Source organism: Rhizobacter sp. P1_G5 (assembly GCF_056405435.1).
Genome location: NZ_JBFUCB010000113.1, coordinates 1 through 13,127 on the forward strand (window position 1 = coordinate 1; position 13,127 = coordinate 13,127).

The window sequence follows — 13,127 nt, forward strand, 5'->3', positions numbered from 1 at the left end:
CGCTTCGCCACCGGCGCCCAGCCGGCGCGCGCCACGGGCGGCGCCTTCGCCGCCGGCCTGTCCACCGGGCGCCTCACCTGCTTCGGCAGCGCCGGCGTCGGCCTGGCCGCGCGCGAGCTTGCCGCCGGCCTGCGTGTTCGGGGCCGGCAGGTTCAGCCCGGCCAGCCAGTTGCCGATCGACGGGTCGAGCCCGGTCGATGCCTCGGCGCTATCGGATGCGGTGGCATCGGTGGTTTCAGTGGCCGCCTCGGCGTCGGCCGGGGCCGCGCTGTCGGGGGTCTTCTTGCCGGCTTGCGGGCGCTCGGCATCCGCGGCGCGCGCAGGCATCTGCGCGGCCTTCGGCGCCGCAGGCGCTTGAGGCGCGGCCGGCTTGGTGGTCGGTGCACGCGGTGCGGCAGGCGCCGGTGCCGCAGCGGCCGGCGTCGCCTGGGCCTGCTGGCGCTGCTTCAGCATCTGCGAGAAGGCATTGGCCTGCGGCGCGTCGGGCGACGGCGCAGGGGCCGGCGCGACGGCCAGCGGGTTGTTCGCGGAAAAGATCGGCAAGGACGACGACACGGCGGACATGGAAGTGCCTGGGCGTTGATTCAGCGGTGGATCGGAAAACTCGGCAGACTCGGATGCGAACGCGTCAGACCACCGGCGAAGCACCCGCCTGGCTCAGCCGGTTCCACGCGGCGCGCGCAGCGAACTCATCGGTCTGCTTCTGCTCGCGGCGGTCGGCCACCAAGCGCAGCTCCTGCAGCCGGCGCTCCAGCAGCTTGCGCACCGAGGCGACGCGCATCTCCTGCTCGATCAGCAGCTGCAGCACGCGCTCGACGCGACCCTGCGCATGCGTCACGACGCGCTGCTGCTGGTCGATCGCCAGCGTCAGCCGCTGCATGAAGCCCTGGTAGTGCTGCATCACGTCCATCGAGCTGCTGCGGCTGAACTGCTCGCGAAAGCGCGCCTCGTACTCGCCGCGGTAGCTCGCCAGCTGCTCGGCCTGCGCCAGCGCCGCGGCCTGCGCATCGGCGGCACGGCGCGATTCGGCCATCGCCGCATCGCGTTCGCGTTCGGCCTGGCCCAGCAGCGCCATCAGCGGTTCAATCGAACGATCGTTGCTCATCGAGGTACTCCTTCAATCGTCGTGATCAGGTGCCGAACAACTTGCGGAGATCCCGCACGCTGTTGTTCAGGCTGGCCGGTTTGTTCATGCCTTGCTGCAGCAGCTCGACCATCGGGCCGTGCAGCTTGACGGCGGCGTCGAGCTCGCTGTCGTGGCCGGGCGAATACGCGCCCAGCTGGATCAGGTCGCGCGCCTTCGTGTACTTCGCGCTCAGCTGGCGGAAACGCCGCGCCGCGTCGATGTGCTCCTGCGGGCTCACGTTGTTCATCACCCGAGAGATCGAGCGCTCGACGTCGATCGCCGGGTAGTGGCCGGCCTCGGCCAGCTCGCGCGACAGCACGATGTGGCCGTCCAGGATGCCGCGCSCCGCATCGGCGATCGGGTCCTGCTGGTCGTCGCCTTCGCTCAGCACGGTGTAGAACGCGGTGATCGAGCCGACGCCGTGGATGCCGTTGCCGCTGCGCTCCACCAGCTGCGGCAGCTTCGCGAAGCAGCTCGGCGGGTAGCCCTTGGTCGCAGGCGGCTCGCCGATCGCGAGCGCGATCTCGCGCTGCGCCATCGCGAAGCGGGTCAGCGAATCCATCAGCAGCAGCACGTGCTGGCCGCGGTCGCGGAAATGCTCGGCGATCGCGGTCGCGTAGCTCGCGCCCTGCAGCCGCGTGAGCGGCGGCRCATCGGCCGGCGCGGCCACGACGACCGAGCGGCGCAGGCCCTCTTCGCCGAGGATGTCCTCGATGAATTCCTTCACTTCGCGGCCGCGCTCGCCGATCAGGCCGACCACGATCACGTCGGCCGCGGTGTAGCGCGCCATCATCCCGAGCAGCACCGATTTGCCGACGCCGGTGCCGGCGAACAGCCCGATGCGCTGGCCGCGGCCCACCGTCAGCATCGCGTTGATCGCGCGCACGCCGGTGTCCAGCGGCTGGCGGATCGGGTCGCGGTCCATCGCGTTGATCGGGCGGCGGATCAGCGGCTCGTTGTGCACGCTGCCGAGCGGGCCCTTGCGGTCCATCGGCAGGCCCTGCGAATCGACGACGCGGCCGAGCAGCCCGTCGCCCATCGGCAGGTGCAGCGTGCGGTCTTCGCTGCGCCGCCATTGGTGTTGCGTCGCGCCCAGCAGCAGCGGCACGATCGGCGACGGCCGCGGCACGACGCGCGCGCCGCTCGCCAGGCCGTGGATCTCGCCGGTGGGCATCAGGTAGGCGCGATCGCCCGAGAAGCCGACCACCTCGGCCAGCACCGGCGGCTGGCCGTCCATGCGCACCTCGCAGACCGAGCCGACCGGCACGCGCAGCCCGGCGGCCTCGAGCACCAGGCCGGCCACGCGCACCAGCGTGCCCTGGGTCTCCAGCGGCATCGCGCTCGCCGAGAAGTTCTCCAGGTCGCCGAGGTAGCGCTGCCACTTGTCCGTCGTGGACACCGCCTTGGCTTCTTGCGGGGAGGTGATCATGCGGCTTCACCGTCCTCTTCGATCTCGGGCAGCGGCGCGTCGTCGCCGTCCCATTCCTGCTCGCAACCGAGCGAGGCGGCGACCCGGCGCCAGCGCGCCTCGAGCGTCGCGTCGATCACGCCGATGTCGGATTCGACCAGGCAGCCGCCGCGCAGCACCTCGGGGTCGGACAGCAGGCGCGCGCCGCGCGCGGACAGCACGTCGGCCGCACCCTGGGCGACCAGCGCGTGGTCGTCCGGGTGCACGCGCACGGTGATGTGGCGGGCGCTCAGCAGCAGCGTGTCGACCGCCTCGGTCGCGACCACCGCGACCAGCTCGGGCTTCATGCTCAGCTCGCTGCGCACCATCTGCTTGGCCAGTTGCGTGGCGGTGACGGCCAGCGCGCGCGCCATGTCCTGCTGCAGGTCGTCGAGCTGCTGGCCGAAGCCCTGCACGATCGCGCCGACCTGCGCGGTGACCTGCGCGGCGTAGCTCTGCTTGAAGCCGTCGAGCGCGACCAGGCCGTCGCGGTAGCCGTCCTGATAGCCGGTCTGGCGCACCTGCTTGAGCTGCGCCATCAGTTCGTCGGCCGGGTTCGGCGGCGGCGGGGCCGGCGGCGCGGGGCGTTGCACGCCGGCGCTCGACGCCTCGGGGCCGCCGGACAGCGAGCCCGGGTTCCACGCCGCGAACGAGCTCAGCTCCTCGCGCGGGATGAAGCGGCTGTAGTTGCTGGTCGGCTTCGCGCCGGCCGGCGGCGGCACCTGCCGCGGGCCGTTCGGCTTAGAGGAACTGGTCATCACCGCCGCCTCCGAGCACGATCTGGCCTTCGTCGCTCAGGCGACGCACGATCTTCAGCATTTCCTTCTGCTCGGCCTCGACCTCGCTCACGCGCACCGGGCCGCGCGATTCCAGGTCTTCGCGCAGCGTCTCGGCGGCGCGCGTGGACATGTTGCGGAACACCTTCTCGCGCATCTCCGGCGTCGCGCCCTTCAGCGCGATCACCAGCGACTCGGACTGCACTTCCTTCAGCACCAGCTGGATGCCCTTGTCGTCGACCTTCTCCAGGTCGTCGAAGGTGAACATGTTGTCCATGATCTTCTGGGCCAGCTCGTTGTCGGCCTCGCGCACGTAGTCGAGCACCGCGGTCTCGATGCTGCCGCCCAGCAGGTTGATCATCTCGGCCGCGGTCTTCACGCCGCCGAGCGAGGCCTTGCGCAGCTTGTCGCCGCCGGCCAGCACCTTGCTCATCACGTCGTTCAGGTCCTTCAGCGCCGACGGCTGGATGCCGTCGAGCGTGGCGATGCGCACCACCACCTCGTTGCGCTGGCGCTCGGTGAAGCACTTCAGCACCGACGAGGCCTGGTCGAAATCGAGGTGCACCAGGATCGCTGCGACGATCTGCGGGTGCTCGTTGCGCAGCAGCTCGGCCACCGAGCTCGCGTCCATCCACTTCAGGCTCTCGATGCCGCTGGTGTCGCCGCCCTGCAGGATGCGGTCGATCAGCAGGTTGGCCTTGTCGTCGCCGAGCGCCTTGCGCAGCACGCTCTTGATGTATTCGTCGTTGTCGGTGACGAGCAGGCTCTGCTCCTGTGCCTGGGTGGCGAAGCGCTCCAGCACCGTCTCCACGCGGTCGCGCGGGATGGTCTTCATCCTGGCGATGGTCTCGCCGAGGCCCTGCACCTCTTTCGGCGTGAGGTGCTTGAACACCTCGGAGGCTTCCTCCTCGCCGAGCGACATCATCAGGATTGCCGCGTCTTCCAGTCCCTTGGCGTCCATCGTGTTCCGTTCCGTTGTTCTTGTGGGGGCCGGGCGTCAGGCGGCTTCGCCGCTGACCCAGTCGCGCACGATGCTGGCCACTGCGGCGGGGTTGTCCTTGGCGTAGGCGCGGGCGGCGATCAGCGTYGGGCTGATGCGCGGCGCCTCGAGCATCGGCAGTTTCGCGTCGGCTTCGTGGCCGAGCTTCGGCAGAGACTCGGCATCGTCGACCATCGCATTCAGCGTGTTGCCGCGCGCATCGGCCGGCGACACCGGCTGCGGCAGCGCAGCCTTCAGGGCCGGGCGGATCAGGCCGAACACGATCACCATCGCGACCAGGGCCAGCGAGGCCGGCACCGCGGCGGCGCGCAGCATGTCCAGCGTCTGCGGCTGCTTCCAGATCGGCGTGGTGTCGGGCTCGATCTTCTCGATGCGGAACGGCGCGTTGATGACCTTCACCGAATCGCCACGCTCCTGCTTGAAGCCGATGCTCTCGCGCACCAGCACGTTGAGCTTCTCGATCTCGTCGGGCGTCAGCGGCACGGTGGTGGTCTTGCCCTTGGCGTCGGTCACGCTGCGGTGGTTGACGACCACGGCGGCGTTCAGGCGCTTGACGGTGCCGGTGGCGTTGCGCGTCACGCGCACGGTCTTGTCGATCTCGTAGTTGGTGACCGCTTCCTTGCGGCTGTTGGTGTTGCTGGCAGCGCCGTTCTGCGCGGTCTGCAGCGGCTGGGCGGCGCCCGTCACCGGGGCGGTCGCCGGCACCGGCGGCTGGTTCGACGCGGCCCCGGGAATGCCGGTGGCGCCGGCCCCGCTCTGGCCCATCTGCTCGCTGCTCTGCTGGCTGCGCACGCTGGCCTGCGCGTTCTCGCCCTGGTTGGGCTTGAACTCCTCGGCGGTGGACTCGACCTGCGAGAAGTCGATGTCGGCGGTGACCTGCGCGCGCAGGTTGTCGCGGCCGATCACCGGCTCGAGGATGTCGAGGATGCGCTTGTTGTAGCTGGCCTCGATCTGGTTCACGTACTGCAGCTGCTGCGCGTCGAGGCCGGCGCCGTTGGTGGCGTCGTTGGCGGCCGAAAGCAGCGTGCCGGTCTGGTCGAGCACGCTGACGGCCTTCGGGTTCATCTCGGGCACGCTGGACGACACCAGGTGCACGATGCCGGCGACCTGCGAGCGGTCGAGCGTGCGGCCGGGGTGCAGCGTCAGCATCACCGAGGCGCTGGGCTTCTGCTGTTCGCGGAAGAAGCCGTTCTGGTTCGGCAGCGCCAGGTGCACGCGGGCGTTCTGCACGGCCGACATCGCCATGATCGAGCGGGTCAGCTCGCCTTCGAGGCCGCGCTGGAAGGTCAGGCGCTCCTGGAACTGGGTCTGGCCGAACTTGGCGCCGTCCATCAGCTCGAAGCCGACGATCGAGCCCTTGGGCAGCCCGGCCGACGCGAGCTTCAGGCGCAGGTCGTGAACTTGTGCCGCCGGCACGAGGATCGCGCCGCCGCCATCGGAATAGCGGTACGGCACGTTCATCTGCGACAGCTGGGCGATGATCGCGCCGCCGTCCTTCTCGGACAGGTTGGCGTACAGCACCTTGTAGTCACCCTGGCTGCTCCACAGCGTGATGGCAGCCAGCACGGCGATCAGCGCCGCGATGCCGAGGCCCAGGCTCGCCTTGCTCCTGGCGGGCAGCGCGGCCAGGCGCGCGCCGAAACCGGCCGGGGCGGCAAGCTGGTTGGCATTGGCAAGGGTGACCGCGTTGTCCATGTTGTTCGCTTGAGGTAGACGGGCACAGGCCGCCTGAATGAAGCGATTATTTGGAAACTTGAGGTTTCAATTGCGTTGAACAGCCGGGGAAACGGCCCGCAGTTCGCCCCATCCGCTTTCAGGGTCTTGTCTACAGTTCGACTCCATGGACGTCACCCTCAAGCCCTTCAACTTCGCGCAGGCAGCGGCCCGTGCGGGGATGAACCCGAACGGCACGCCGCTGGTCAACAGCAGCAAGGCCACCGAGGGCGCGGGCTTCCAGCAGGCGCTGACGCAGGCGCTGCGCTCGGTGAGCGATTCGCAGCTGAAGTCCGACGAGATGCAGCGCCAGGTGTCGCTGGGCAACCCGACGGTGAGCCTGGAGGAGACGATGGTCGCGATGCAGAAGTCGCAGATCGGTTTCCAGGCCACGCTGCAGGTGCGCAACCGGCTGGTGCAGGCTTACTCCGACATCATGAACATGTCGGTGTAACGGCCTGTTTCAAGACGGTTCCGTGACGAAGTAGACGATCCACGGTCACCCCCCATTCGCGTGTACCCGAAGGCGCAAGCGCCGGAACTTCGGGACAATCGGTGGTTGCCATCCGATGCCGTTGCGGCATCTCACCGTTGGACTGCTGTTTGAAATCCGCGTTTGCCATTCCGGGGCTGCTCGTCGCAACCCTCGTGACCTGCCTGCCCGCCCATGCCGACGACGCCGTCGAGCAGATGGTGGCCGGCATCGATGCCGTCCTGTTCGTCTGCACGCCGGTCGATCCGAAGAGCATGAAGCCGGGGGTGGAGATGCTGCAGCAGCTGGCGGCCAAGACCAAGTCGGACCTGTCCGCCGTGCGCAAGAGCGACGGCTACCGCGCCACCTACAACTCCGAGGTGAACCGGATGCTGTCGATGCCGGCGAAGGACAAGCTGGCGACCTGCCAGCGAGCCTTCTGACCGGCAGAAGTCCTTACTTCAGCGCCTTGTAGCGCAGGCGCTTGGGCTTGGCGCCCTCTTCGCCCAGGCGGCGCTTCTTGTCGGCCTCGTACTCCTGGTAGTTGCCGTCGAAGAACACCCACTTCGAATCGCCTTCACAGGCGAGGATGTGCGTCGCGATGCGGTCCAGGAACCAGCGGTCATGGCTGATCACCATGATGCTGCCGGCGAACTCGAGCAGCGCGTCTTCGAGCGCGCGCAGCGTTTCGACGTCGAGGTCGTTCGACGGTTCGTCGAGCATCAGCACGTTGCCGCCCTGCGCCAGCGTCTTCGCCAGGTGCAGGCGCCCGCGCTCGCCGCCCGACAGGCTGCCCACCAGCTTCTGCTGGTCATTGCCCTTGAAATTGAAGCGGCCGATGTAGGCGCGCGACGGCATCACGAACTTGCCGACGATGATGTTGTCGAGCCCGCCCGACACGTCCTGCCACACGGTCTTGTCGGCTTCGAGCGATTCGCGGCTCTGCTCGACGAAGGCCATCTTCGCGGTCGGGCCGATCTTCACGGTGCCCGAATCCGGCTGCTCCTTGCCGGCGATCATGCGGAACAGCGTCGACTTGCCKGCGCCGTTSGGGCCGATGATGCCGACGATCGCGCCGGCCGGCACCTTGAAGCTCAGGTCGTCGATCAGCACGCGGTCGCCGAAGCTCTTGCTGACGTTGCTGAACTCGATCACCTCATGGCCCAGGCGATCGGACACCGGAATGAAGATCTCGTTGGTCTCGTTGCGCTTCTGGTAGTCGACGTCGCTCAGTTCCTCGAAGCGGGCCAGGCGCGCCTTGCTCTTGGCCTGGCGGCCCTTCGGGTTCTGGCGCACCCACTCCAGCTCCTTCTTCATCGCCTTGGTGCGCGCGTCCTCGGTCTTCTGTTCCTGCTCGAGGCGCTGTTCCTTCTGGTCGAGCCAGGTGCTGTAGTTGCCCTTGTACGGAATGCCGCGGCCGCGGTCGAGTTCGAGGATCCACTCGGCCGCGTTGTCGAGGAAGTAGCGATCGTGGGTGATGGCCACCACGGTGCCGCTGAAGCGGCTCAGGAACTGCTCCAGCCAGTCSACCGAYTCGGCGTCCAGGTGRTTGGTGGGYTCGTCRAGCAGCAGCATGTCGGGCYKGGACAGCAGCAGGCGGCACAGSGCSACGCGGCGCTTYTCGCCGCCCGACAGCTTGCCGACCACSGCCTCCCAGGGCGGCAGGCGCAGCGCATCGGCCGCGATCTCGAGCTGCAGGTCGGTGTTCTCGCTGCCGGCGGCGGCGATGATGGCTTCGAGCTCGGCCTGCTCGGCGGCCAGCGCGTCGAAATCGGCATCGGGCTCGGCGTATTCGGCATACACCTCGTCGAGGCGCTTCTTGGCGGCCAGCGAGCCGCCCAGGCCTTCCTCGACCGCCTCGCGCACCGTCTGGTCGGGCGCCATCACCGGCTCCTGCGGCAGGTAGCCGATGCGCAGGTTGGGCATCGGCGTGGCCTCGCCTTCGATGTCCTTGTCGATGCCGGCCATGATCTTCAGCAGCGTGCTCTTGCCGGAACCGTTCAGGCCGAGCACGCCGATCTTGGCGCCGGGGAAGAAGCTGAGGGAGATGTCCTTGAGGATCTGGCGCTTGGGCGGGACGATCTTGCCCACGCGGTTCATCGTGAATACGTACTGAGCCATGGCGTGTGGTCCTGGAGAGCGGGAAGAGCGGGAGGTGAAGCTGGAATGGCCGGCCGCAGAACGCGGCGCCAACGTCGTATTGTCGCCGCTCCGCGAACCGCCCTGCCCGGGTGCCCCGATGAAGCCGGCCGCGACCCGGCAGTTCCGCCGATGAAATCGCGTTCAGCAGGTAGAATCCGCCCACCAGCGCAGACACCAGTCACTTCGCTGCCGTCATCCCTGACCTGAGCCTCGCGCTCACCTCATCGTCTGCCTGCGACTGGCGCCGAAGTACTCGGCGACGGGCCGATCTCCTGATGGATCCCCATGTCTTTTGACACCCTCGGCCTGTCCGAGCCCCTGCTGCGTGCCGTTCACGAACAGGGCTACACCGTTCCCACTCCCATCCAGGCACAGGCCATCCCGGCCGTGCTGTCCGGCGGCGACCTGCTCGCCGGCGCCCAGACCGGCACCGGCAAGACCGCCGGCTTCACGCTGCCGATGCTGCAGCGCCTGTCGGCCAAGCCGGCGGTGCGCGACGCACGCGGCAAGCTGCCGATCCGCGCCCTGATCCTGACCCCCACGCGCGAACTCGCGGCGCAGGTCGAAGAGAGCGTGCGCACCTACGGCAAATACCTGCAACTCACCTCGATGGTGATGTTCGGCGGCGTCGGCATGCAGCCGCAGATCGACCGCCTGCGCAAGGGCGYCGACATCCTGGTGGCCACGCCCGGCCGCCTGCTCGACCACCACCAGCAGCGCACGCTCGACCTGAGCCACGTCGAGATCTTCGTGCTCGACGAAGCCGATCGCATGCTCGACATGGGCTTCATCCACGACATCAAGAAGGTGCTGGCCATCGTGCCGGCGCAGAAGCAGAGCCTGCTGTTCTCGGCCACCTTCAGCGACGAGATCAAGACGCTCGCCGACCGCCTGCTGAACAAGYCGGCGCTGATCGAGGTGGCGCGCCGCAACCAGACCAACGACGCGATCGCGCAGAAGGTGCACCCGGTCGGCCGCGAGATGAAGAAGGAGCTGCTGACGCACCTGATCAAGTCGAACGACTGGAACCAGGTGCTGGTCTTCACGCGCATGAAGCACGGTGCGAACCGGCTGGTCGAGCACCTGCTGAAGCAGGACATCAGCGCGATGGCGATCCACGGCAACAAGAGCCAGAGCGCGCGCACCAAGGCGCTGGCCGACTTCAAGACCGGCGACCTGCAGGTGCTGGTGGCGACCGACATCGCAGCGCGCGGCATCGACATCGACCAGCTGCCGCACGTCGTCAACTTCGAGCTGCCGAACGTGCCCGAGGACTACGTGCACCGCATCGGCCGCACCGGCCGCGCGGGTGCGCAGGGCGAGGCGGTGTCGCTGGTGTGCGTCGACGAGAACGGCTTCCTGCGCGACATCGAGAAGCTGATCAAGCGCGAGATCCCGAAGGAGAACGTGCCGGGCTTCGAGCCGAGTGCCAATGAGCGCCCCGAGCCGATCGTGCTCGGCCGCATGGTGATCGGCGAAGGCGCCGGCCGCGGTGGCCATCGGCATGCCGGTGGTGGCGGTGGTGGTGGCCGTGGTGCGGGTGGTGGCGGTGGCCACGGCGGTGGCGGCGGCCGCGGGCGCGACAGCCGCGGCGGTGGTGGATCGGCCCCCGCGCGATCCGGCGCTGGCGGTGGTAGCAACGGTGGCGGCCAGGGCCGCACCGGTGGCGGCCAGGCACCCGCTCCGTCGGCCGCGCGTCCGAGCGGCCCGCGTCCGCAGCAGCCGGGCAATGGTCCGCGCCGCGAAGGCGGCGCCAAGCCGGCCCCGCGTCTGACCCAGCCCAAACGCTGAAGTCTCGGCTGTCTGTCAGTTGCCGAGGGAGTCGGCACTCACAGACAGCCTGATTTGTATCCAGTTGTTCGGCGAGTGGCGGGCTGCGCCTGCAAGCTGACGCGTCTGGATACATCTCGAGCCGTCATGGGGCGTACCGTCGACGCCCGCCCATTCGACTCGAGAGACACACCCCATGGACAGCACCTGGCATACGGCCTGGCAAGGGCCGGACATCGTCGTTTTTCATGACGATGCCGAAGTCGACCGCTTCAAGGCCGCCGACGTTCAGCGCGTGATCTTCGTGCAGCACGGCAGCGGCGAACACCTGGGCGACCTGTCGTACTCGGTGGTGGAGCTCCCCGATGAATTCCTGCTGCTGCCGGCGAACACCGGTTTTGCCGGACGCGTGCATTTCGAGCGGCTGGCCTTCTGGGCCGACAAGCGCTGCGTCTACTGGGGCCATGAATCGCACGCACCGTTGCCCGGCCGGCTGCGCCGCGGGCTGCGCCTGCTGAAGCCATCGCTGCCGGTGTTCGGCCGCGTGCCCCGTGCCGAGCTGAGCGACACGATTGCTCGCTGGACGCTGACCGGGCCGCAGACCTGGGACGAGCGCAAGTGGCAACGCATCGCGTCGAGCCGGCCGTTTGCGACCGCGGTGGAGGCGGCGAAGCCGCGGCTGAGGGCCTGATCGCCGGTACTTGAGGCGCCCCTGGCTTCGACTCACGTCGTGAGTCGAATCGAAAGAATGTTGTACATTCGACATCAAATGTTGTTGAATGACCAACATGCAAAGCAGTGAAGCACGGGACACCGGTGCATGAACACCGAGCTCATGTCCGAACTCCTCGGAGGCGCCGGTCGCTACAAGGCATTGCGCTGTCTTTTCGAGCATCCCGACAAGGGCTACGGGCCCCGTGAACTGGCCGCCGAGACCGGGGTGGACCCAGGCAATCTCTCGCGCTGGCTTCGCCGTTGGGCCGACATCGGCCTGCTGGAACGGCGCACGGGAATCCGGCAGACGCTCTACGCCGCCTCGATGAGCCCGGCACTCGCGCCATTGCGCGCGCTGCTCCAGCAGGACAACGAGGTCGTCCGCGTGCTTCGCGAACGCCTGGCTGAACTCGACGCCCCGGTCAGCGCCGCAGCCGTGTTCGGTTCCACGGCTCGAGGCGAAGCCCAGGCGGGCAGCGACATCGACCTGCTGCTCGTGACCGATGCCTCCCGCCTGCAGGCCCAGGCTCATTTCAAGGCGGCAGGCCGCACGCTCGGACGCGCGGTCAACGTGGTGACCTTCACAGCGAACCAATGGGCCGAAGCGAAACGATCGGGAGACGAGTTCGTCGCAGAAGTCTTGCGCAACCCCGTCATCACACTCCAGGGAGAGTTGAATGCTGCGCAAGGCTGAGGACTTCTACAACGAGGGAAGCAAGGTGTTCCACAGGGCGCCTGTGAACCGCACCTCCATCCAAGGCTGGATCGGAATCAGCAAAGGCAAGATTGCCGACGCCCAGCGCCAGGAGAATTCAACGACAACCCGCCTGGGGGCCGCCTACGACGCCATCCTCAATCTCAGCCTGGCCATCCTGTCCTCGCGCGGCTGGCGTGCCGGCGGTGCGGAGGGGCACCACGTGCAGACGCTCGAAGCAGCATGCGCATACGCCGGTGTGACCCAAGCTGTCTTCGACCAGCTCGATGCCATTCGCGACCTGCGCAACAACCAGTACCAGGGCATCGAGCCCAGCGAGACCGATGTAAAGCTTGCGTTGTCAGTGCTGGAGCGCCTGGTGCCTCAGTTGCTGCACCTGCTGTCCTCCTAAGACCCGCCCACAAAAAACCCGGCCTGAGCCGGGTTCCTTGTGCCTTTGGGCGCTGACGCCCGGAAAGCTGCCTGGATCTCAGGCGGCCTTCTTTTCAGCCTTCTTCTTGGCGGCCTTCTTGGCCGGCTTCTTGGCGGCCTTCTTGTCGGCAGCGGCCGGAGCCGCTTCCTTGGCAGCCGGGGCTGCAGCGGCCGGGGCCGAAGCAGCTTGGGCGAATGCGCCCAGCGAGAAGGTGGCGGCGATMAGCGCGGCGATGAGTTTGGTCATGGGGGGCTCCTTTGCAAAGGTCGAGCAACACGCTCGGGAGGCACAACGGCGGCTCGAGCACGCTCGTTGACGAAACCTCAGCGTTTATTTACGAACAGCGCATGAGCGTGACATTCGTCAAGCCGCAGCACCGGTGTGACGCAGCCATCGACCGGTTCCAGCAACGCCCACCAGTCGGACAAGGTTCGGGTTAACACCAGGGCCGCCAGCGCATCGCGCAAGGCCAGCGACTCGGTGCTGCCGACCTGCAGCCCGAGCGACCAATGCCGGTCCGACCACTCAGGCCGCCCGAGCGCCACGCACAAGCGCTGCCAGAACGGCAGCTCCAGCGCGCCGATTGCGAGGTGGCGGCCGTCGGCGGTGCGGTAGACGCCGTAGCACGGCGCACCGCCGGACAGCAGGTCGCGGCCCGGCACCGGCGCCCGGCCGGTCTGTGCGACCACCACGTCGGCCAGCACCTGGTGGCGGCGCACTTCATGGGTCATCGAGATGTCGACATGGCGCCCGGCGCCGCTGCGCTGCACCGCGAGCAAGGCGGCGAGGATGCCCGCCACCGCGGCCTGCGTGCCGCCCATCAGGTCGCCGATCTGGAAG

General features: G+C 68.2%; 14 protein-coding genes and 1 pseudogene. 6 read left to right on the forward strand and 9 right to left on the reverse strand.

What is annotated here, in order from left to right; all coding sequences use genetic code 11:
• The 6 genes and pseudogenes from AC1D12_RS10845 to fliF form a co-directional block, all read right to left on the reverse strand.
• Positions 1 to 564 (reverse strand): annotated as a pseudogene (locus AC1D12_RS10845) (hypothetical protein); the annotation flags it as partial.
• Positions 565 to 628: 64 nt separating this feature from the next.
• Positions 629 to 1,105 carry a flagellar export protein FliJ gene (gene fliJ / locus AC1D12_RS10850; RefSeq protein WP_477826611.1) on the reverse strand — a complete coding sequence of 159 codons (477 nt, stop codon included), beginning with the start codon at positions 1,103 to 1,105 and terminating at the stop codon, positions 629 to 631.
• Between the two features lie 25 nt (positions 1,106 to 1,130).
• Entirely contained in the window at positions 1,131 to 2,555 is a 1,425-nt protein-coding gene (fliI, locus tag AC1D12_RS10855; RefSeq protein ID WP_477840385.1) for a flagellar protein export ATPase FliI, read from the reverse strand.
• A complete protein-coding gene (locus tag AC1D12_RS10860; protein WP_465111046.1) occupies positions 2,552 to 3,331 on the reverse strand; it encodes a FliH/SctL family protein in 780 nt (259 codons plus the stop codon). The genes fliI and AC1D12_RS10860 overlap by 4 nt, the downstream gene beginning before the upstream one ends.
• Positions 3,315 to 4,310 carry a flagellar motor switch protein FliG gene (gene fliG, locus AC1D12_RS10865; RefSeq protein WP_465111045.1) on the reverse strand — a complete coding sequence of 332 codons (996 nt, stop codon included), beginning with the start codon at positions 4,308 to 4,310 and terminating at the stop codon, positions 3,315 to 3,317. Before fliG ends, AC1D12_RS10860 begins: the two co-directional genes overlap by 17 nt.
• Positions 4,311 to 4,346: 36 nt before the next feature.
• Positions 4,347 to 6,044, reverse strand: a complete 1,698-nt coding sequence (fliF, locus tag AC1D12_RS10870) for a flagellar basal-body MS-ring/collar protein FliF (RefSeq protein ID WP_465111044.1) — start codon at positions 6,042 to 6,044, stop codon at positions 4,347 to 4,349.
• Between the two features lie 145 nt (positions 6,045 to 6,189).
• Here fliF and fliE point away from each other — a divergent pair, with 145 nt between their 5' ends.
• On the forward strand, positions 6,190 to 6,516 hold the full coding sequence (gene fliE / locus AC1D12_RS10875) for a flagellar hook-basal body complex protein FliE (RefSeq protein WP_047500474.1): 327 nt from the start codon (positions 6,190 to 6,192) through the stop codon (positions 6,514 to 6,516).
• A 149-nt stretch (positions 6,517 to 6,665) separates the two neighbouring features.
• Positions 6,666 to 6,977 carry a hypothetical protein gene (locus tag AC1D12_RS10880; protein ID WP_477828696.1) on the forward strand — a complete coding sequence of 104 codons (312 nt, stop codon included), beginning with the start codon at positions 6,666 to 6,668 and terminating at the stop codon, positions 6,975 to 6,977.
• A 13-nt stretch (positions 6,978 to 6,990) separates the two neighbouring features.
• Here the strand turns inward: AC1D12_RS10880 and ettA are convergent, their stop codons facing one another.
• Entirely contained in the window at positions 6,991 to 8,655 is a 1,665-nt protein-coding gene (gene ettA / locus AC1D12_RS10885) for an energy-dependent translational throttle protein EttA (protein ID WP_477840387.1), read from the reverse strand.
• 306 nt (positions 8,656 to 8,961) lie between these two features.
• Here ettA and AC1D12_RS10890 point away from each other — a divergent pair, with 306 nt between their 5' ends.
• The 4 genes from AC1D12_RS10890 to AC1D12_RS10905 all read left to right on the forward strand — a co-directional run bounded on the left by AC1D12_RS10890 (position 8,962) and on the right by AC1D12_RS10905 (position 12,266).
• The gene (locus tag AC1D12_RS10890) at positions 8,962 to 10,467 is read left to right on the forward strand and encodes a DEAD/DEAH box helicase (protein WP_477840388.1); all 1,506 of its coding nucleotides are present in this window, start codon (positions 8,962 to 8,964) and stop codon (positions 10,465 to 10,467) included.
• A gap of 175 nt (positions 10,468 to 10,642) precedes the next feature.
• Positions 10,643 to 11,137, forward strand: coding sequence for a hypothetical protein (locus tag AC1D12_RS10895; protein ID WP_047500464.1), 495 nt, complete (start codon positions 10,643 to 10,645; stop codon positions 11,135 to 11,137).
• Between the two features lie 129 nt (positions 11,138 to 11,266).
• Entirely contained in the window at positions 11,267 to 11,854 is a 588-nt protein-coding gene (locus tag AC1D12_RS10900; RefSeq protein WP_465111041.1) for a nucleotidyltransferase domain-containing protein, read from the forward strand.
• The gene (locus AC1D12_RS10905; protein ID WP_465111040.1) at positions 11,838 to 12,266 is read left to right on the forward strand and encodes a hypothetical protein; all 429 of its coding nucleotides are present in this window, start codon (positions 11,838 to 11,840) and stop codon (positions 12,264 to 12,266) included. Before AC1D12_RS10900 ends, AC1D12_RS10905 begins: the two co-directional genes overlap by 17 nt.
• A 78-nt stretch (positions 12,267 to 12,344) precedes the next feature.
• Here the strand turns inward: AC1D12_RS10905 and AC1D12_RS10910 are convergent, their stop codons facing one another.
• Together AC1D12_RS10910 and AC1D12_RS10915 are read right to left on the reverse strand one after the other, a co-directional pair.
• Positions 12,345 to 12,533: a hypothetical protein gene (locus AC1D12_RS10910; protein ID WP_465111039.1), complete on the reverse strand. Its 189-nt coding sequence runs from the start codon at positions 12,531 to 12,533 to the stop codon at positions 12,345 to 12,347.
• Positions 12,534 to 12,610: 77 nt separating this feature from the next.
• Positions 12,611 to 13,127 (reverse strand): CoA transferase (locus AC1D12_RS10915; protein ID WP_477840390.1); only part of this gene is annotated, 517 nt, incomplete at its 5' end.